The 20,762-nt window shown below is 62.9% G+C and carries 17 protein-coding genes; 3 read left to right on the top strand and 14 right to left on the bottom strand.

Annotated elements, in window-relative coordinates:
* Nucleotides 1-100: 100 nt before the first annotated feature.
* From LGM89_RS34035 to LGM89_RS33970, 14 genes are all read right to left on the bottom strand, one after another.
* Complete coding sequence (locus tag LGM89_RS34035; protein WP_226275357.1) at nt 101-856, bottom strand: hypothetical protein; 756 nt, start codon at nt 854-856, stop codon at nt 101-103.
* Nucleotides 857-905: 49 nt separating this feature from the next.
* Nucleotides 906-1,691: a hypothetical protein gene (locus LGM89_RS34030; RefSeq protein WP_089493995.1), complete on the bottom strand. Its 786-nt coding sequence runs from the start codon at nt 1,689-1,691 to the stop codon at nt 906-908.
* Nucleotides 1,692-1,723: 32 nt separating this feature from the next.
* Entirely contained in the window at nt 1,724-2,473 is a 750-nt protein-coding gene (locus LGM89_RS34025) for a hypothetical protein (protein ID WP_226275355.1), read from the bottom strand.
* Nucleotides 2,474-2,519: 46 nt separating this feature from the next.
* Entirely contained in the window at nt 2,520-4,043 is a 1,524-nt protein-coding gene (locus LGM89_RS34020; RefSeq protein WP_089493994.1) for a hypothetical protein, read from the bottom strand.
* Nucleotide 4,044: 1 nt separating this feature from the next.
* Nucleotides 4,045-6,723: a type VI secretion system Vgr family protein gene (locus tag LGM89_RS34015; RefSeq protein WP_226275354.1), complete on the bottom strand. Its 2,679-nt coding sequence runs from the start codon at nt 6,721-6,723 to the stop codon at nt 4,045-4,047.
* 121 nt (nt 6,724-6,844) lie between these two features.
* On the bottom strand, nt 6,845-7,966 hold the full coding sequence (gene tssA, locus LGM89_RS34010; RefSeq protein ID WP_089439100.1) for a type VI secretion system protein TssA: 1,122 nt from the start codon (nt 7,964-7,966) through the stop codon (nt 6,845-6,847).
* A 42-nt stretch (nt 7,967-8,008) separates the two neighbouring features.
* A complete protein-coding gene (gene tssH / locus LGM89_RS34005) occupies nt 8,009-10,678 on the bottom strand; it encodes a type VI secretion system ATPase TssH (RefSeq protein WP_226275353.1) in 2,670 nt (889 codons plus the stop codon).
* 52 nt (nt 10,679-10,730) lie between these two features.
* Nucleotides 10,731-11,831, bottom strand: coding sequence for a type VI secretion system baseplate subunit TssG (gene tssG, locus LGM89_RS34000; protein ID WP_226207843.1), 1,101 nt, complete (start codon nt 11,829-11,831; stop codon nt 10,731-10,733).
* Nucleotides 11,795-13,630: a type VI secretion system baseplate subunit TssF gene (tssF, locus tag LGM89_RS33995; protein WP_089424357.1), complete on the bottom strand. Its 1,836-nt coding sequence runs from the start codon at nt 13,628-13,630 to the stop codon at nt 11,795-11,797. The genes tssG and tssF overlap by 37 nt, the downstream gene beginning before the upstream one ends.
* 77 nt (nt 13,631-13,707) lie before the next feature.
* Nucleotides 13,708-14,193, bottom strand: coding sequence for a type VI secretion system baseplate subunit TssE (gene tssE / locus LGM89_RS33990; RefSeq protein WP_021161818.1), 486 nt, complete (start codon nt 14,191-14,193; stop codon nt 13,708-13,710).
* Nucleotides 14,194-14,256: 63 nt separating this feature from the next.
* Nucleotides 14,257-14,760, bottom strand: coding sequence for an Hcp family type VI secretion system effector (locus tag LGM89_RS33985; RefSeq protein WP_006477093.1), 504 nt, complete (start codon nt 14,758-14,760; stop codon nt 14,257-14,259).
* A gap of 70 nt (nt 14,761-14,830) precedes the next feature.
* Entirely contained in the window at nt 14,831-16,321 is a 1,491-nt protein-coding gene (gene tssC / locus LGM89_RS33980; RefSeq protein ID WP_011350759.1) for a type VI secretion system contractile sheath large subunit, read from the bottom strand.
* A gap of 15 nt (nt 16,322-16,336) precedes the next feature.
* The gene (gene tssB, locus LGM89_RS33975; protein WP_027783377.1) at nt 16,337-16,852 is read right to left on the bottom strand and encodes a type VI secretion system contractile sheath small subunit; all 516 of its coding nucleotides are present in this window, start codon (nt 16,850-16,852) and stop codon (nt 16,337-16,339) included.
* Nucleotides 16,853-16,898: 46 nt separating this feature from the next.
* Complete coding sequence (locus tag LGM89_RS33970) at nt 16,899-17,528, bottom strand: tetratricopeptide repeat protein (RefSeq protein WP_089439098.1); 630 nt, start codon at nt 17,526-17,528, stop codon at nt 16,899-16,901.
* 374 nt (nt 17,529-17,902) lie between these two features.
* Here LGM89_RS33970 and tssJ point away from each other — a divergent pair, with 374 nt between their 5' ends.
* The 3 genes from tssJ (at nt 17,903) to icmH (ending at nt 20,743) form a co-directional block, all read left to right on the top strand.
* Entirely contained in the window at nt 17,903-18,514 is a 612-nt protein-coding gene (gene tssJ / locus LGM89_RS33965; protein WP_089439097.1) for a type VI secretion system lipoprotein TssJ, read from the top strand.
* Nucleotides 18,515-18,617: 103 nt separating this feature from the next.
* Nucleotides 18,618-19,964: a type VI secretion system baseplate subunit TssK gene (tssK, locus tag LGM89_RS33960; protein ID WP_039352024.1), complete on the top strand. Its 1,347-nt coding sequence runs from the start codon at nt 18,618-18,620 to the stop codon at nt 19,962-19,964.
* Nucleotides 19,961-20,743, top strand: coding sequence for a type IVB secretion system protein IcmH/DotU (icmH, locus tag LGM89_RS33955; protein ID WP_089455485.1), 783 nt, complete (start codon nt 19,961-19,963; stop codon nt 20,741-20,743). Before tssK ends, icmH begins: the two co-directional genes overlap by 4 nt.
* The last annotated feature ends 19 nt before the right edge of the window (nt 20,744-20,762 follow it).

The following is a 20,762-nucleotide window of genomic DNA, read 5'->3' as shown; positions in this document are numbered from 1 at the left end:
TTCAGGCTGTGGCGGTGCCACGGGAATCGGAGCGTTGCGAAGCAGACGCCGCTGCATGCGGGGCGATATGTGGCCGGTACGACCGGCAACGAATTGCCGGTCATTGCGCGAGGATGACCCTCTTGCCGGTTCGCCTCTCAAGCTTCAACGGCAAATACACACGAAAGAACAGCTGCCGTACATAAAAATTCCCGACAAGTGAGAGCGTCATTGGAAACGCAAGAAGCGAAAAAGCGATACACAACACATGGGGACCGATGTTCTCGCCAAAAACATGATTCACATTCCCCCCTAACGCAGCTGCGAGCGGCGTCAAATACGCAACCACCGACAACACCCCCGGTTTCAATGGATTTCTTGCTGTCAAACCATCGATATACCCACCACAAGAATGACGCAGGACCAGGTTTTTTCCATTGTCGTGATAAATCGTCTGCACGACTGACTCTATCTTTGCCGCACGACGAAAGTCCGAAAGAACCAAGAAGGCATGACGCGCGATAAGCGCGAAACAAGCCGCTATCACCGAAACCTTCAATACGAGCGGAATCGGGATGGACAGCAAATAAAACAGCCAGAGCAATGCAATCATCAAAAACGGGAACAGCATCAGCATTGAGACAATGCCTTCCACCCAGAGCCTACGTGGCCGTCGGTTCATCACATAGTGCAAAATCATTACAGTCGACACGAAGAGCTGAGCGGCCAGCACTAACTTCCACAACGAGGCCGCGACCACCCCAAATTGTGAAAACACGAAATACCCACCGGCCACGAGCGAACTCACCACCAGCTCAAGAACCGCCAATTTTCCGTGAAAATCTATCGGTGAAGCATCATCAAGGTCAATTGTCATTATTTACGGTTCAAAAAGCTGGCAACCCTCGGTTTCAGATGATCGACGCTCATGATCCAAGAATGACCTTCTTCCCGGTTTTTCGCTCTAGCTTGATAGCGATATAAATATGAAAATAAGCAAATCTCACAAAGAATTTCATCATGAGCCAGCAAGTGATAGGAAGCCCTATCGCCGACAAGATAATAAACATCCCATGCGGCCCACCATTCCCTTCAAAAAGCCGGGCTGACAACATAGAATATCCGATAAGAATCGGACCGACCACCGAGACCAGCCAATATGGGACTGCGATCGATTTTCCCGGCCCGTCCAGCTTTCCAATAACAGAATCAGATTCGTCTGGATACACAATACGATCACTTTCGTTCTTGAAAAGCCGCTCAAGCAATCCAAGCCGATCATTTTCCCGAGCAAAAGCAGCCCATGAGAGCCAGGCCCAAGTTGCCGTCACCGCCAAGCACATCAAAAGTGCAATCGAGCGAATTGCAACTGACATCGGCGCAAAACAAAAATAAAACAACCAGTACGAACCGAGCAGCATCCATGTCGGGATAAATCCGACACACACTGCAACCCCCTCCCAAATCAGCCGCCTCGATTGCCGATTCAGAAAATAATGCACATACAAAAACAGGGGACACCCGATCTCCAGCACCAAGGCAATGACCCAGGGTAGCCTAGACGACCAAAAACCGTTGAATGCATGCCAATATATGATTATAGGGATGATTCCAATTACCAATCCGATTTTGGCGGCCAACGGATGATCATCAATCCGGGTTCTGTTGCCTTTCCTCTTATCGCCTGAGCCGCGCATCACATCAGGTTTCATGGCGTCACTCCGAGGAAGCAGAAAGTCTATATTTATGGAGCAAGTATGACTTTCTTACCGGTCTGTCGTTCGAGTTTCCAAGCAAGATACACATGAAAAAAGAAAATTCGCGCAATCATTTTAGCGAACAACCAGCACGTAGCCGGAAGCGCAAAAACGGATAGAAAAATAAGTGGAACGTGCAGGGTGCTATTGCCGGTACCCATATGTATCGTCGATATCGCAAATCCCCCACCGATAGGACCTAATATCGAAACAACCCACATCGGCATGATCCAGGAGCGGCCTGGCCCCTCAAGCTCAGAGACTTCCGCATCAGAAGCTCCTGCCGGATAAATGATCCTGTCGCCCCTTACCATGTAGAGTTTTTTAGTCAAATCAAATCGGACAGTCGCACGCCGATAACTCCACCATGAAAGCACTACCCACCAAGCAACAATCAGAGTACAGGTCGAAAAACCGAGATATCGCAACCAAGTTGGCAGAGGAGCAAATCCAAAATAGAAAAAACACCATGACCCGAACATCAACCACATCGGCCCGAACATGCCGATGCACGTCGCAACGCCTGCCCAAACGAGTCGCTTCGATTGGCGATTGAAAATATAATTTGCAATCAGTACCAGCGAGGAAATAACCAGAACAGTAAGTGCAATCTTCCACGGCTGAAATGGCGATCCGCTGTCTCCAAACATGATCCAATAGATACCAACAGGACCAATGCCGATCACCAGACCTAACATCGCCGTTTTAAGATTATCGTCAATTCTCGTTCTTTCCACACCATCCCCACTGAGTCAAACTTCCCTTGCATCCTAATTCATGACGTCACTGCGCCGGAAATATTACCCACGACGATTCGGAGTATGAACTCCCATAATCAGCAGGAATTTGCTGCTCCAGCAGCTTTCCGGCTTCGCGAATGAGATTCGATACGTATTCGTTAAATTTCTCCATAGTCGCACCAGCCTCCCGGATCACCGACGCCAACCCTTCGGCCACGCCAAAATGGTTAAATGCCATGGCGACACCTATGCCGAATACCCATGTGACTGCCAACAACCCAAGGGCAATGACCGTAACCGGAAGGGCGATCGCCGTCCCACTTGCGACGAAAGCCAAGACTAGGGCGTATGCAATCGTTGCAAATATCGTCGTAAATATTGCCTGCAGCCCATCGGATATCAGTATTGCCAGCAAGTCCACTATGTCCTTATGCGCCGGACTGCCAACTGGCTCGAACCAGTAATCGTGAGCCCAGGCCATCGTATCTACTGCGAGGGCAAAATAGAACATCCGGCCGGTTAGCGTCTTGATACTCAATCCTCCTTTTACGCTTTCCCACGAAGCTCGAAACGGCGCGGTCAGAGAGCCCGTACCCGCAGCCAACGTCATGACACGCATGTCATTAGCTCGTGCCTGATAAGTAGCCAGGAGCCAGCCGAAGAGCTTGCGCTCCTTCGCGGACGTCGAAAACAGCAGACTAAATTCACCGGCCGAATTTCTATGCATCAGGAACTCGCGGTTCCAGAACTCCCTAAGCGGTCCATTCGGACCGAATGCATCCCATGCGTATCCGAATCCGGCCGATCCGGTGACCATTCCGATAAGAAAGTTCCGCGAGATCGTCCCCGTAGGATCCCATTTGAACACTCGGGTACCACTCTTAAAAAACGCAGTAAGCTCCTCTGGAACCTCTGAACCGCTGGTCTGCGTGACCTTAAATGCATGGATAGCCGGCAACCCTCCCCTGGGCTTGGTCGCTCTTGCTTCTGAACGCGGAACCGGTGCAGATGCGAATTGAGTCCTGCCTTCCGCCACGGCCGCATTTTTCAGCCCCGATCGCCCCGCTCGGGAGTGATCGAGGGCTGGCACGGGTTGCTGACCAGCGGTAGACGCGCTACCAAGCCGCTCCAGGTCATTCGCTAGCGTCTGACCAGACTGACTGTTGTGCAAGACGATCAACAAGGGCGCCGGCTTGTCCTTCGGGTCGTCAGTGCAACCCTTTGTACAGTCCATCTTGGCAATTGGATAGCACCCCAGTACCTTTTGGCCCTGCTTGAGAATCAGGCTCCCCTCGAAATTACGGCCGATCCAGATGTGACACGACTCCCCGTCCTTGAACGTCGTCTCACCGGTATTCACCTTTCGCTTCGTGTCATAAAAGCGCCCAGTCGGTCGATCGGGATGCGTCGTCGTGACGGTATACGTCGCGCCAGCATGAAGCTTGATGTCGAACACCACGTCCCGATGCTTGCGCAACAGCACCGTCAGATCCGTCTCGGCTCGGCAGCTCACTGCCTCCCCCGGCAAATCAATACAAACATTATGCTGAACAAGCGGCCTGCCCATTTCACTCTCCCGTCCGTTTGACCTGACTGGCAACGAACTCGTCAAAATCGATGTTCTTCAATTCCGCCCGGCCTTCCGCGTCGAGCGCGACGCTATGTTCGGTCCCGTCCTCGGTCGCGAACTTGATCGGTTCCCCGTGCGGCACGTTGCCGTCGGCGTCGACATAGCGAATCCGCATGTCCGCCTTGCGGCCCTCGGCCTTGAACGTCTTGTGCATGCTCGTCGGCCCGCTGAATGCATGCTGCCCGCCCTTCACGTCGATCTGGCCCGGTGCGTGGATCTCGATGTTGCCGTCCTTGATCCGGACATACGCGCCGCCCGCCGTCAGCAGGATCTCCTGCTTCGCGACGCCTTCGATCGATGCCGTCGCCGATAACACCTTGATCGCCTTCTGCGCAATCATCTCGACGTTGTCGCTGTGTGCCTGAATCTCGACCGGCCCCTTGCCGGCGAAGAGCTTCATGCCCGCGTTCTGCACGAACAGGCTGAGCTTGTCCTTGACGCTCGCCACCAGCGACTTGCCGCTCGCGAGATGCGTGCTTTGACCGCTGACAAGGTTCACGTGCCGGTCCGCTGCCACGTGCGCGCTCTGCTGCGACGACACGCCGATCCCCGCCGGGCTCGCGAACAGCATCACCGGCTCCTTGAACGCATTCGCGTCACCCGTCCCGCCGCCCGACGTCCTGCCGCCCGACGATGCCCCCGTCACGCTGTTCTTCGTCGCATCGGCGAACTGCTTCAATGCGTCGTGACCGGGGCCGAGGCTTTCGGCCTGATGCATTTCACTGGCCTGCGACATCGCTTCCAGTAGCCCGTCTGCATCGGTGAGTTGGTCCCGCGCCTCGCTCGCATCGAGCGGCTGGCTATTCGCCGCTTTCGGATGCGTCGTGACGTACAGCCCCTGCCCGGCACGCACGGCACCATACGCATCGGTGCGCAAGTCGAACCCCGAGCCGAGATACGCGCCCCGCGTGTTGCCGTTCTGCTCGATCAGGTAGCCGAGATGCAATAGCGAATTCGCACTGCTGCTGAACAGGCGTGCACGGTTCTGGCCGGTCGCGTCGTCGAGCACCATCTCGTTGTGCCCCGACCCCGCGTACTCCTTCGACCGGAAGCCCGACAGGATGCCGTCGCTATGCCACTGCGGCCTAGTTGCCCCGTTGTAGACGCGATGCATCACGATCGGCCGGTCGCAGTCCCCGCCGATGTAACCGATCAGCACTTCCTCGCCGACCCGCGGAATATGGACGGCCCCGTAGCCGCCGCCGGTATCCGACTGCACGACACGCATCCAGCACGATGCGGTTTCGGTGCCCTCGTTCTGCCGGTCCCAGACGAACATGACCTTGATGCGGTTCAGCTCGTCCGTATACACCTCTTCGCCCTTCGGCCCGACGACGACGGCCGTCTCGAGCTGCATCACGGGCTTCTTGTGCTCGAACGGGCTGCGATACGGCACCGCCGCACGTTGCGCTTCGACCTCGACGAGATAGAACCCGGCCGAACCGTCGTCATGACCCACTTCGAACGAAACAGCCGAACCGTGACCGGCTTTCGCCTGCGCGAGCCGCGCCTGCAGGCTGTGCGGGAAGTTCGCTTCGTGGTCCGAGATCGGCAGGTTGTTCTCGATGTACCGCGACACCTTCAAGGCCGCAAATTCCCGGTCCTGCGCCGAATCGCGGTCGTGCTCGGGATGGTCCGCCAGCGTGAAGCGCCGCCCCGCGTCGATCCCCCGCACGCCGCCCACGCCGAAGAAGCGTTTCGCGCGCGACTCCCATTCCTCGAGGCGGATCTTCGACAGATGCTCGCCGCGGTCCTGCCCCGCGTACGTGTATGCGCCGGTGTATTCGTAGATCTCCGTCTGGCCCGGCAGATCGCCCTGGCCGGCCTTCGTGGGCAACGTCGTGCCGTTCGGATTGCCGGGCGTCGACGGCGATTTGTAATCGAACGTGCGCGTGGTGTGCTGCGAACTCTGCAAGGTGCGCGACGCGGCCCACTGCGTGAATCCGGTGGCTTCGCTCCCGGCTCCCGAGCGGTCGAACCGGACGATATTCGGCGACACTTCGTCGAGCGCGTGCAGGTCGTCGGTGATGACGAGCGTGTGCGCGCTGCCGTCCTCGGCGTGCCGCCAGAAGCCGAACAGCCCTTCGTCTTCCATCAGGCGATGCACGAAGTTCCAGTCGGTTTCGCTCTGGCGACAGTAGGACCGCGACGGCAGCGGCTTCGACAGCGCAAACTGATAGCGACCCTTGGCCTGTGGATGCATATCGAACACGTCGGCCAGGATCGCGTCGACCGGCTTGTCCTGCCAGTACCGCATGTCGCTGCGGAACTTGAGGAAGTGCATCCACGACGCGAAGGTCAGCTGGTAGCCGGACAGGCTGCCGTCCGTGCCGAGCCGGCGCGCCGTATGGACGTAGCCGTTGATCGGGAGATACGACCGGTCCACCTGCTGGATCCACAGCGTCATCGGCTGCGCGATCAGCGTCTTGAGCTCGACGTCGCTCGCGCTGGACACGAGATCGAGCGTCACGCTGAAGTCTCGGCCCAGTTCGGAACAGATCACGGCCCGGCGCGGCACCAGCGCGTTGTTCGGCAGCGACGGGATGTCTGTCTTCAGCAGGCGATCCTGCTGAATCAGGCCACCGCGAATCGCCTGCGCCAGTTCTGTCATGTTCATGCGTCACTCATCTTCTTGTTTGCCGCGGACCCGCCCGGGTCCACGCTCTCAGGAAAGAGCCCTTCTCTCACCGCACGACGGCGTCCGGGCACGCGTCACGCGCGCCGCCACCACATCGTCTTCACGACTGCTCGTCCGGCCTCACGCCCAGCAACTCACGAATATGCGACAGCGAGCCGTCGTCCTTCACGACGCTCTCGAGCCACTTGTGCAGCGGCATGTCGGCCCATTCGGCGGCCTTGTCGGCGAGATACGCGACCGGGCTGTGCGGCTCGGTCTGGCGGAAGTAACGGGCGACCGCGCGCAACTGGTCGACGGCCTGCGCACGGTTCTGGATGCCGGCGATCATCTGCGTCACCGGGGCGCGCGGAACGGGCTGCGGCTGCACGTGGGTCTCCTCCGTCTGGATCGGGTTGCCGAACACCGGCTCGATGCGCTCGGGCTGCGCCTGCTGCGCCGCCTGCGTGTGCGGCGCGCTGCCCGTATAGCCCTGCTCGCGCGCAAAGCGCTCGGCGAGCCGGTACACGGTCTCGAACGCGTCGCGCGCCTGCCGGAAGCTCGGCGCCGAATCGCCCGCGCGCTCGACGAGCCGCTCCTCGAACGCATCGAGCGCGAACTCGAACGCCTTCAGGTTCGCGAGCAACGCGGTGTAGAACGCGATCGACGTCACGCGTCGCGACGAATCGATCTGCTCGATCGACGGCTTGCCGCGCGCGATGTCGTCCGCATGTTCGGGGTCGCGCTTGATGGCCTGCGCGACGTGCTGCGCCACTTCCCAGTCGAGTGTGCTGAACGCGTTCGACGCGCCGTCCGTCATCGGCACCGCGCGCAGCAGCTCGGCCGTGCGGCCGGACAACCACGCGACGTTGCCGAGCCGGTGCTCGGTATCGCCGTCCTCGGGCAGCGGGTGCACGGTGTCCCAGAAGTCGCGGCACAGGCCCTCGAGCAGCGCATAGCCTTCGGTGAGGCCGGTGATGCCGTCCTCGAGCGCGAGCGCCTCGGTCAGCCACACGGCGAGCCGCAGGTCCTTCGTGCGCGTGCGCAGCAGCTCGCCCGCATGGTCCACCACGAAGCCCCAGTCGGCCTCCTTGATCTCGGTCACCCACTCGCCCTGGTCGAGCGTCGGATCGTCGTAGCGCCGCGCATCCTGGATCGCGTCGAATTCGTTCGAAAACAGCAGGTCGTCGCCGCTGGGCGACGCATCGCTGATCGGCGTCAGCAGCTCGGGGAGATTGATCGGCATGGTTCGGTCAGTTCATCAGATGCTTGCGTTGCTCGGCCGCGCTCATTCGACGGTGTACGTGAATTCGCCGGCCTCGTCCGCGCGCACCGCGATGCGCGCGATGGCCTCGCCGTCGGCGATCCGGCCGAGCACGTGGCCCGCGATCTCCGGCAGCAGCGTGCCGTTCAGGATGTGGTCGACGTTGCGGGCGCCCGAATCGACCTCGGTGCAGCGCGCGAGCACCGCCTCGACGAGCGACTCGTCCCATTCGAACACGGCCTTGTGGTTCGCCTCGATCCGGCGGCGGATCCGCTCGAGCTTCAGCTCGATGATCTCGGCCAGCACGTCGTCGGAAATCGGGTAGTACGGCACGACCTTCATCCGCCCGAGGAACGCGGGCTTGAAGGTCTTGTACAGCTGCGGGCGCAGCGTCTCGGCGAGCGCGTCCGGATCGGGCAGCTCCTCGGCCGGCTTGTTCAGGCACGCCTGCATCACCGCGGATGAACCGACGTTCGACGTCAGGATGATCAGCGTGTTGCGGAAGTCGATCTCGCGGCCTTCCGCATCGTCCATCGCGCCCTTGTCGAACACCTGGAAGAACATCTCGAGCACGTCGGGGTGCGCCTTCTCGACCTCGTCGAGCAGCACGACGGAATACGGGTTGCGGCGCACGGCCTCGGTCAGCACGCCGCCTTCGCCGTAGCCGACATAGCCCGGCGGCGAGCCCTTCAGGCCCGACACGCTGTGCGCTTCCTGGTACTCGCTCATGTTGATCGTGACCATCTTGCGCTCGCCGCCGTACAGGATGTCGGCCAGCGCGAGCGCCGTCTCGGTCTTGCCGACGCCCGACGGCCCGACGAACATGAACACGCCGCGCGGCTTGTTCGGATCCTCGAGGCTCGCGGTCGCGGTGCGCACGCGCTGCGCGATCGCTTCCAGCGCGTGATCCTGGCCGATCACGCGCGCGGCGAGCAGCGGCTGCAGGTTCAGCACGGTGTCGATCTCGTCCTTCACCATCCGGCCGAGCGGAATGCCCGTCCACGCGGCGACGATCTCGGCCACCACGTGGCCGTCGACCTGCAGCGGCACCATCGGCTCGCCGTCCTGCAGCGCGTGCAGCGCCGCGACGCGTTCGGCGAGCTTGTCGCGGGTGGCTTGCACGTCGACCGGCTGGCCGTCTTCCGACGGGCCGCGTGCCTTGTCGAGCGCTTCGCGCAGTTCGGTGATCTCGGCGACGATCACGCGCTCGGCTTCATAGCGCGCTTCGTCCTTCGCCAGTTGCTCGAGCGCCGTGTCGCGCGTGCCACGCAGCTCGCCGAGCCGCTCGTCGTGCGACGCGCCGCCCGCTGCCTCGCGCTCCAGCGACGCGATTTCCGCGTCGATCCGCTCGATGCGCTTCTTCGTGTCGTCGATCGCCGCCGGCGTCGCGCTGTGCGCGAGCGCGACCTTCGCGCACGCGGTGTCGAGCACGCTGATTGCCTTGTCCGGCAGCTGGCGGCCGCTGATGTAGCGGTGCGACAGGCGCACGGCCTCGGTGATCGCATCGTCGAGGATCCGCACGTTGAAGTGCTTCTCCATCAGGCCGGACATCCCGCGCAGCATCGCGGCCGCGAGCGGCTCGCTCGGCTCCTCGACCTTCACGACCTGGAAGCGCCGCGCGAGGGCCGCGTCCTTCTCGAAGTACTTCTTGTATTCGCTCCACGTCGTCGCGGCGATCGTGCGCAGCTCGCCGCGCGCGAGCGCCGGCTTCAGCAGGTTCGCCGCGTCGTTCTGGCCGGCCTGGCCGCCCGCGCCGATGATCGTGTGCGCCTCGTCGATGAACAGGATGATCGGATGCGCGCTCTTCTTCACCTCGTCGATCACGCTCTTCAGGCGGTTCTCGAACTCGCCCTTCACGCTCGCGCCGGCCTGCAGCAGCCCCATGTCGAGCACGTGCAGCGCGACGCCGCGCAGCGGCGGCGGCACGTCGTCGGCCGCGATGCGCAGCGCGAGCCCCTCGACGACCGCCGTTTTGCCGACGCCGGCCTCGCCGGTCATGATCGGGTTGTTCTGGCGGCGGCGCATCAGGATGTCGATCGCCTGCCGAATCTCGGCTTCGCGGCCGATCACCGGGTCGATCTTGCCGTCGCGTGCGCGCTGCGTGAGGTTGGTCGTGTACGTGTCGAGCGCGGGCGTCTTCGACGGGCCCGATGCGGGCGCCATGCCGTCGGCGGCCGGCGCGACGTCGCTCCCTTCGTCGTCCGCCTGACGCGGCTCGGCTTCGCTCGAGCCGGCCATGATCTCGTCGAACTTGTGCTTCAGGTCCGTCACGTTCATTTCCGCGAACTGCGACGACATCCGCTGCGCGAATTGCGCGAGATCGGGCGCGGTCAGCAGCGCGAGCAGCAGGTGCCCCGAACGGATGCGGCCGAGCTGCGAGTCGAGCGACGCGATCAGCCAGGCCTGTTCGAACAGTGCGATCAGGTGCACGGAGAACACCGGCGTGCGCGTGTTGCCCGTCTTCAGGCGCGTCAGTTCGCGCTCGAGATCGGCGTGCAGCGCATGCGGATCGACGCGGCTCGCGCGCAGGGCGAGCGGCAGGTCGCCCGTCGCTTCGTCGAGCAACGCGAGGAACAGGTGCTCGAGATCGACCTCGTAGTGGCCGCGCGCCAGGCATGCGCTCGCCGCACGCTCGGTCGCGTGGCGGCACAGCGGGTTCAGTTTCGTGATCAGGGTCTTCAGAGGCGTGCTCATGGCGTCGATCTCAGGTTCGATTGCGTGTTTGTTGTCGTTTGGAATGAGTGAATCAATGAATCACGTGCAGTTCGTAGCGGGCGTCGGAGCGGTCGTCGATCGCGTCGCGCGTGCAGAGGAACGCGTCCCAGCCGAGCCGCGAGCCCGCGCCGAGCACGCTCGCGCCGACTTCGGTGCGCTTGAGCACGAGCTTCACTTCGTATTCGAGCGTGACGCCGGCGAGCAGCGTCAGCATCCGCTCCAGTGCGATGGCGTGCGCGCCGCCGGGCAGGAACGCCTCGTAGTCGCGCTTGGACAGCGGGCCGACGACGATCCGCGCGCGCATGTCGCGCTGCCACACGCGTTCGCCGACGAGCGCCGTCGCGCCGAGCACCGCGTTGACTTCGCCGAGCACGCTCAGCTGGTCGGGCGGCACGTCGTACCACTTGCCGACGAACTGGTCGATCTTCACCGGCACGCGGAAATAGTCGGACAGCGTGCGCTGCAGGTAGGCGGCCGACATCGGCCGGTGCCGCGCGGCAAGCGCATAGCCGGCCACGGCCTCGTCGAGCACGCCGCCCACGCCGGCCGCGAGACTGTCGCGCACCTCGTCGCTCGGCACGCCCGCGATCGCGAGCAACAGCGGCAGATAGCGCTCGTCACGGTCGAGCTCGTAGTGGAACGGCAGCCGGTATTTCTTCCACGCGGCATAGAACAGCGCGGTCGCGCGGTTCGAGAACACGTCGAAGAAGGCACGCGCCGCATGGTCGCGCTTCAGGTGCTCGCGCGCGACGATCTGCTCGGTGTAATGCAGCGGCAGCGCGCCCTGCCCGCCGAGCAGCCCGAAGAACGCGGGCGTCAGCTCGACGTGGCCGAGCTCGCCGGCCGCGAGCGCGGCGCCGCGTGCCTCGCCCGTGTCGAGGTGGGTGCCATCGTCGTCGAACGAACGCGCGCCTTCGATCTCGCTCGGCGGAAAGCCGAGCGACAGCGTATTGCGGAATTCGATGCGCTGCGCGACCACGTCGCCCTGCCGCCACGCGCCGGGCGCGTCCGACGCCTGCCGCGCGAACAGCCCTTCGAGCACGCGCACCGCCTGGAAGAACTCGAAGCGGTGCGGCTCGTCGAGCAGCGCGTCGACTACGCCAGGATCGATTCGCCGGTCCGGGGCTTGCATCGGATGATCTCCTCGCCGGTGCGCTTCGACACGACGACTAGTTGAACGAAACTGTTGAGGTGCACGTACAGCCCGAAGAAGCTGTCGAGCACGCGCACGAACGAGGCCAGGCTCGCGCCGACGAAGTGTTCCTCGTCGATCGTCAGGCGGATCTCGATGCCGCGCACGAAGGTCGCGAACGGCTTGCCGGGCAGCCACTGCACGGCGCCGCGCTGCTCGATGCCGGCCAGGCCGTCGATCTGGCGCATCGACACGGCGGTGCGCCGCAGGTCGTACAGCGTCAGCATTTCCTTCAGCGGCGCGAGGCCGTGCGCGACCAGCGACACGTGATTGAGCGCGAGATGCGACACGAGCCGCCAGTGCGCGGCGCGGCCGCGCTCGAAGCGCACGCTCTGCGTCGGGCGGCGCAGCAGCGAAATGCCGCTCGTCTGCGCACCGCCTTCCTGGAACAGGTCGCCGCCTTCGAGCCCGAACGCGAGCATCGCCGGCAGGTCGCGGTTCGTGCAGGTGAGGTCGAGGCTCAGCGTGTCGGTCTGCGGCGACGTCGGCTCGAAATCGATGTCGACGATCGAGATCTCGGTTTCGTAGCCGGGGCTCTTCTGCGCGACCCAGTCGTTGCGGCGCGCGAACCAGTAATGGCCGATCCGCGCCGATTCACCGTGGTGCAGCGAATAGAACGGCCGGAACTCGATCACCGACTCCTCGTGCGCCTGCTGCCTCACGAGCTTCACCGAATCGATCGAATACACCTCGTACGCGAACGCGCGCCGCGCCTCGGCGATCACCGGGTAGGACACCGCGCGGTGCGTGATGCGGATCGGTTCGCCGTGCTGGCGGAACAGGTTGACGATCGGCGTGCAGAACAGCCGGAAGTGGCTCGCCGTCAGCAGTTCGAGCAGCCGCGCGACGTGCGAATCGCTGCGCACGTCCTGCAGCACGAGATGCAGCGTCGCGCGCTGGCAGCGGCCGCTCGCGCGCGCGATCGCCGCGATGTCGAAGTCGACGAAATCGAACTTGTCGGGGAACGCGAAGTATTCGGTGAGCAGGCGATACGCGGGATGCGATTTCGCCGGATAGTCGATCAGCGCGTCGTCCTCGTCGAAGCCGGCATGCGCGATCGGCAGCTTGCGCAGCGCGGTCCAGCGGCCGTTGCGCTCAGGCTCGACATACGCGCCGAGCACGTTGACGAACAGGCAGTCGGTCAGCGCGGCGACGAACGACTGCTCGCCGTGCAGGTGCGCGCGCAGCGTCGGCAGCTTCAGCGCGCCGAGATCGAGCTGCGCGGCGAGCGATTCGAACGTGATCGAGATCACGCCCGTCGCGTTCGACGGCAGCACCGTCGCACTCGGCGCGAGCGCGACCGGCGTATAGCGGGCTTCCGAGATGCGGATCGGCGCGAGCGTCACGTCATAGGCGGTGCGGAACCGGCACTGCACGCCGCGGATCGGGCGGCTCTTCAGCTCGGTGCCGCGATCGATCACGACCGGTTCGGTCTGCTGGCCGGGGGACGCCGGCGTGAACTGCGCGATCGAGCACGACGGGAACGGCCGCAGGTAGTGCGGATACAGCACTTCCAGCAGCGCTTCGGTGAATTCCGGGTAATCGTCGTCGAGCTTCTTGTTGATGCGCGCGCCGAGCAGCGCGAACGACTCGATCATCCGCTCGACGTGCGGATCCTCGCAATGCTCGCCGGACAGCGCGAGCCGCGCCGCGATCTTCGGATAGCGTTCGGCGAAATCTCGCGAATAGCGCCGCAAAAACGATAATTCGCGCTCGTAATACGGCAGCAATTCTTCCATCGACGACCCCGAACCTCAATATTTCCTGCCGGACCCTGATCCACCACCGGGCGGTCCGGCCCGCTCGGCGGCTTGATTTACTGCATTCTTGCGGCGCGTGCGCGCGTGACCGAATACTGCAGCGTCGAGGGCTGCAGCATCGCGTCGAAACTCACCGGCTCCTCGGCCGGGTGCACGACGAGTAGCGCCTGGATCGCGAAGTAAAGCGCGTTGGTGGCCTGCTCGTTCAGCTCGAACGTCACCTGCACCTGCTGCAGGCGCGGCTCGTGGCGCGCGATGGCCTGCTGGATCGACTTGCAGATGAACGCGCGATCGTAGTGACTCGCGAGGCTCAGCCCCGCGAAATCGTTCAGCCCGTAGGTCAGCACCGACTTCTGGCACTCCGGCAGCGTGGCCAGCTCGTTCTCGGTGTGGGCGATACGGGTGTTGAGGATCGCCTCGACGTCGCGGGCGACCGTGTTCTTGAGCTCGTCCAGCGACAATTGCCGCATCGCTGCCGAGGCCGGCAGGTGCGGTTCGTCGTCGAACAGCTTGTCGAGAAAACTGGGTTCGAATCGTTTCATCGGCCGGTATGTACAGCGAAAACGGCAACGGGGACGCCGAGCGCCCCGTTGCCGCAACCGACCTTAGACCGCGTAGGTCTTGTCGTTCTTCGTCAGACTCCAGGCGCCTTGCGTGTTGCCGCCCTGGTTGCCGCCGATCTTCTGCTGGGTTTGCTTCCACTGCACAGCTGCGTACTTCAGCGAGAACGTCTCGAGCGGCAGACCTTCTTCGCGAACGCTCGGGGCGATGCTCGAGATGATCACGTACTTGAGCTTGACTTCCAGATACTGCACGCGCTTGCCTTCACCGTCAGCGCGCGAGAAATGGACCGTCACCTCGTCGAACGTGGTGCCGCCCGAAGCGTGTTGGTACAGCAGCGGGCTCGACGAATCGATTTCCTTCGTGAAGATCATGTCGCCGTGTTCGCAACGCGTCATCGTGTGACCGCCAGCGGTCGATGCGGTTGCCGAACGCGGCTGAACGATCGAGTGATCCCACGATTTCAGTTCGATCCAGCCCTGGTGGTCCTTGTCCGCGGATTCGCCCTTCACCGCGGGACTACCAAACTGCAAGTGCATATGTAACATGGCCCTTCGACTCCCCAAAGAGGTGGTTTTAACGTCCTACCCAGGCGGCCCGCCCGGGCGATTTACTCGCTTATGAATTTGCCGGTTTGGGCAGATCAGCGACAAGTCGCAGAGAAATCGAGAGTTCGTCGAGCTGAAAGTGCGGGCGCAGGAACGCGACCGAACGATACGAGCCCGGCTTGCCCGGAATCTCCGACACTTGTATGGATGCCTCGCGCAGCGGAAATTGCGCTTTCTGTTCCTGCGAGGCGTTGTCGTCGAGCAGGACGTATTGCGAAATCCACCGGTTGAGGAAAGTCTCCACGTTCTGCGCCGATGCGAAGCTGCCGATCTTGTCCCGCATCATCGCCTTCAGGTAGTGCGCGACGCGCGATACCGAGAAGATGTACTGAAGCTGGGCGGACAGGACGGCGTTCGCATTCGCGCTGTCGGTGCTGTATTTCTTGGGTTTCTGCACCGACTGCGCAGCGAAGAACGCGGCGTAATCTGAGTTCTTGCAATGGACGAGCGGGATGAAGCCGAGGTCGCTCAGCTCCTTCTCGCGGCGATCGGTGATCGCGATTTCGGTCGGGCACTTCAGCGCGACTTCACCGTCGTCGGTCTTGAACGTGTGGGTCGGCAGGTCCTCGACGAGGCCGCCGCCTTCGACGCCGCGGATCGCCGCGCACCAGCCGAAGTCGTCGAATGCGGCCGTCAGGCGCGCAGCGAACGCCCACGCGGCGTTGCACCACAGGTACTTGTCGTGGTCGGTGCCGTCGACGTCCTCGACGAAGTTGAAGTTCTCCGCGGTCTGGCCGTCCTTCGGATTGAACGGCAGGCGGCCGAGGAAGCGCGGCAGCGTCAGGCCGACGTAGCGCGAATCTTCGGCATCGCGGAACGACTTCCACTTCGCATATTCGACCGTATCGAACACCTTGCCCAGGTCGCGCGGCTTGCCGAGGTCGGAGAACGACTCGAGGCCGAGCAGCTCGGGCGATGCCGACGCGATGAACGGCGCATGCGCGGCCGCCGCGACGTGCGACATCTGCTCGATGAAGTACATGTCTTCCGGCTGGCGCGAGATCTCGTAATCGCCGATCAGCGCACCGAACGGCGAGCCGCCGAACGTGCCGAATTCCTCTTCGTAGACCTTCTTGAACAGCGCGCTCTGGTCGAACTCGCTCGCGCCCTTGAAATCGCGCACGAGGTCGCGCTTCGGTGCGTGCAGCGCCTTGATCTTGATCGTCTGGCCGGTGTTGCTTTCCTTGACCAGGTAGTCCATCCCGCGCCACGTGCTTTCGAGGCGCTGGAATTCCGGCGCGTGCATCACCGCGGAAAGCTGCGTGGAAATCAGGCGGTCGAGTTCCGCGACGCGCGCGTCGATCGTGGCCGACAGGTTGTCCGACACGATCACCGTGCCGTCGAGCACCTGGTGCACGAGTTCGCCGATCAGGTCCTTCGCACGCGCATGCTCGGAATCGGATTTCGCGACCTTGCTCTTCTCGACGATGTCGTCGAGCAGCGAGGTCCCGGCGGCGTAGTCCGCGCCGCTCGCTTGGGCCGCAGCCGTTTGCTGGTTCATCTCAACACTCCGTCGTCATTCGCCGTCTTTGTCGCTGCCCGTGCCCTTCGCGAGCTCCTGCAGCTGCTGCGTGTTCTTCAGCACCTCGGACAGCAGATCCTCGAGCTTGTCGTTGCCGGCGAGCTTGTTGCGCAGGTCGGCGAGCTTCGAGCGCGCCTCGAGCAGGCGGCGCAGCGGCTCGACCTGTTCGACGACTTCGTCCGGGCTGAAATCCGACAGCGAACGGAACTTCAGGTCGACCGCGAACTTGCCGCCTTCCGGGCTCAGGCGGTTTTCCACCTGGAACGCGGCACGCGGCTCGATCGCCTTCATCACGTCGTCGAAATTGTCGCGATCGATGTTGACGAATTTACGGTCGCGCAGCTTCGGCTGCTCGATTTCGGACTGGCCCGCCAGATCGCCGACGACCCCGACGACGAACGGCAGTTCCTTCACCTCGATCGCATCGCCCTTCTCGACCTCGTAGGTCAATTGGACGCGCGGCGGCCGTATTTTCTGCAAGCTTTTCTGAATGCTTTCTTTCTTGGCCATCTCGACGGCTCCCAGGTTAGTTGTGGTTATCGCGTCAGTTTTGCGGTCAGTTGCGCAGTGCGCCGAACGGGTCCGCACCGCCCTTCTGCGGCGTGGCGGGCGGCGTCGGCGTGCTGGTCGCCGCTGCTTCGGCCGCCGGTGCAGCGCCGGCCTTCGGACGATGGACGACACGACGCGGCTGGCGCGGCTTCACGACCTTCGTTTCCGGCGGGAACAGCGCCGATTCGCCCAGCGTATCGCGCAGCTGCTTCGCGAGCGCCTGCGCATCCGACTTCGCGTCACCCGCGAGCGACGAATCCTGGCGCAGCTCGCCGAGCGACTGCGTCGCGATCCGCAGGCCGGCCACGGCCAGCACGCTCTTCGCCTGACGGTCGGTCGCGTCGCGCTGCAGCGCTTCCTGCGCGGCAACGATTGCCTGACCGTAATGGTTCTGGGCGAACTGGATTTGCGCGATGCGCGACCACGGCTCCTCGCGCGTCGGATCCGACTTCGCGAGCTGCTGATACAGGCCGAGGGCCTTGTCCTGATCCCCTGCCTTCGCAACTGCGTCCGCATCCGCCAGCGACTTGTTGAACACGTCGGCGGTCGGCGGCGCGGGAGGCTGGCTCGCACAACCGGCGATCACGCCGCAAGCCACTACTACCCCAGACAGTTTTGCGAAGAGACGGTCTTTCATCGTTATATCCACCGGCGCGTGAGTTTTAAATCGTTGAGAATCTGGTTCTTTTGCTTTGCAAGAAGCGCGCGGGTATAGTACCGATCAATTTTTCATAATTCAATCGTCGTGTGAAGAGTAATTCCTTTTAAAACCGGGCGCTACCCCCTCCAATGGCCTCTCGCAGCGGGCTCGCAGCGATTTTTCTTTCGGCCGGAACGGGCAAGTTTTACTGGTTTCGCGACGCGCCGCCCGGACGGCGGCAAAATTTTCCGGGCGCCTGCCTCGACGCGGGCGTGCTTAATAGTTGAACAGTGCAATGCCGGGGATACGCAGCGAACGCGGAAATACCCGGCAGATTTGACAGGGATAAAAGGCAGCCCGCCGGAAATACGATGAGATCGTTGATGATTCGCTACGCGCTGCCACTGGTTGCCTGCGCCCTTCTGGCCGGATGCGCGGCCGCCCCGCTGCTCGGCTCGGCCGCGAGCGCCGTGATGTCCGCGGCCGGCATCGGCAAGCCCGAGGTGCCCGACGCGCAGAAGCCGCCGCGCAACCTCGGCATCACGCTCGCCGCCGCGCCGAACCTCAATGCCGCGACCGACCACAAGCCGCTCGCGCTCGTCGTGCGGCTCTATACGCTGAAGGACCCGACGTCGTTCCAGCAGGCGCCGTTCGACGCATTCACGGATCCGACCAAGGAAAAGGCCGCATTGGGCGCGGATCTGCTCAACGTGCGTGAAATCACGCTGATTCCGGGCCAGCGCTATACGGCAACCGAGAAGGTTTCGCGCGAGGCGCAGGCATTCGGCGTCGTCGCGCTGTTCCGCGATCCCGCACTCCAACGATGGAAACTGACGTTCGACCCGGTGAAGTCGGAGAAATCCGGCATAATCATCGGCCTGCATAATTGCGCGATGACGGTCACCGACGGCACTGTCATCGCACCGCAACAGGGTGCGCCTTCACAACCGCTGAATTTGCTTTCTTCGGTCTCCTGCGGTTAAACAATGACGCACGAATGTCAATTAACAAGAGTTAACAATTGGCGATTTAATTCGGGCACGAACAAATCGATTACATCGCAACGCGACATTAACCGGATTTGACATGAGTTATTCGGCCAAGGTGCTGTGGGGGGAAGGGCTGTTCCTCCGGCCTCAACACTTTCAGCGACAGGACGCGTACCACGAAGCGCGCCTGTTCGAATCGATCCAGGCGATCCAGCCGTACAACTGGGGCGTGCGCTCGGTGCGCATCGACCGCGATGCGCTCGGCAGCAACGTGCTGCGGGTGGCCGAGCTTGCGCTCGTGTTCCCGGACGGCGCGCTGTATGCCGCGCCGCAGGCCGACGACCTGCCGCCGCCGATCGCGCTGGACACGCTGCCTGACGGCATCAACGAATTCGTGTTCTATCTTGCGCTGCACCCGCTGCGCGAGAACGGCACCAACTACAGCGACGATCCGGCCGCCGGCTTCATGACGCGCTTCGTCAGCGAGCAGACGAGCGTCGGCGACAACTTCACCGACGCCGCCGAAGCCGACATCACGTTCCTGAAGACGCAGGTCAAGCTGATCGCGCACAGCGAACCGCGCGACCAGCTGCTGTCGGTGCCGCTCGTGCGCGTGCGCCGCACCGCGACGTCCGGTTTCGAGATCGACGACAGCTTCGTGCCACCGTGCCTCGCGATCGACGCGTCGCCGATCCTCCACCAGCGGCTGCGCCAGCTCGTCGACGCGCTGCAGGCGAAGGTGAACGCGCTGTACGGCTTCCACCGCGAGCCGTCGAAGAACATCATCGAATTCCGCTCGGGCGACATCGCGTCGTTCTGGCTGCTGCACACCGCGAACGCCGCGTTTGCGACGCTCGCGCACCTGCACCAGCACTCGGCGCTGCACCCGGAGCGGCTGTTCCAGGAACTGCTGCGCCTCGCAGGCCAGCTGATGACGTTCTCGAAGGGCTATACGCTCGCCGACCTGCCGGTGTACCGCCATGACGACCCGGGCCCGAGCTTCGCGCGTCTCGACCTGATGCTGCGCGAACTGCTCGACACCGTGATCTCGACGCGCTACTTCGCGATCACGCTCGACGAGGTGCGCCCGTCGTTTCACCTCGGTCGCCTCGACTCCGGCAAGATCGACGACAAGACCGAGTTCTACCTGGCGGTCTCCGCGGACATGCCGAGCGTCGAGCTCGTCGATGCGGTGCCGGCCCGCTTCAAGGTCGGCGCGCCCGACGACGTCGACAAGCTCGTGCTGTCGGCGATGCCCGGCGTGCGGCTCTCGTACACGCCGCAGGTGCCGCCCGCGATTCCGGTGCGCCCCGGCGCATGCTACTTCGCGCTCGATTCGCGTAGCCCGCTGTACGAGCGCATGCTGCAGGCCCAGTCCGCGATGATCTACGCGCCGACTGGCATCAATGACCTGAAATTCGAACTGATCGCGGTCACATCATGAGCTACGCGCCTTCCCTGTTCGGCGACAACGCGCCGGCACCCCTGCATACGCCGGCGTCGACCGACGCCTCGTTCCAGGCCCGTTCGCTGCTCGACCTGCTGTACGACGGGTTCTTCATGCTGTTCCTGCTCAAGAACGGGCGGGAGCCGGAGAGCGCGGGCGAGTTCGGCACGCGCATCCAGGAATTCCTGTCGGACTTCGAGCGCGGCGCGAAGAAGCTGAATATCGCCGCTGAAGACGTGTACGGCGCGAAGTTCGCGTTCTGCGCGGCGATCGACGAGATGGTGCTGTCGTCGCAGTTCAAGATCCGCACGGAGTGGGAACGCCGGCCGCTGCAGCTCGTGCTGTTCGGCGAGCAGCTGGCGGGCGAGAAGTTCTTCCAGTATCTCGAGGATTGTCGCGCGCAGGGTGCGGCGCGGCTGCAGTCGCTCGAGGTGTTTCATATGTGCCTGCTGCTCGGGTTCCAGGGGAAGTATCTGCTCGAGGGGCCGGAGAAGCTGGCTTATCTCACCGCGCGGCTGGGGGACGAGATCGCGCATATGAAGGGCAAGCGGGCCGCGTTCGCGCCGCATTGGCCGCTGCCGGATCAGATCGCGCATCGACTCAAGCGTGAAGTGCCGGTTTGGGCGATTGGGGCGGTTTTTGCGCTGGTTGCGCTGCTTGGGTATCTCGGGCTGAATACGTATCTGAAGGACAAGACGCTGCAGGCGTTGGCGCCTTATTCCCAAGTCATCAAGGTCGGGCCGGAGTCGGCTAATTTGACGATTTCGTTGCCTTGAGGGGTGGGCGTCGCTCCGG

Origin of the sequence: Burkholderia sp. AU31624 (assembly GCF_020420065.1) — a bacterium.
Taxonomy (GTDB): Bacteria; Pseudomonadota; Gammaproteobacteria; order Burkholderiales; family Burkholderiaceae; genus Burkholderia.
Note: the sequence above shows the minus strand (reverse complement) of the source record. Positions and strands in the feature narration are given on the sequence as shown.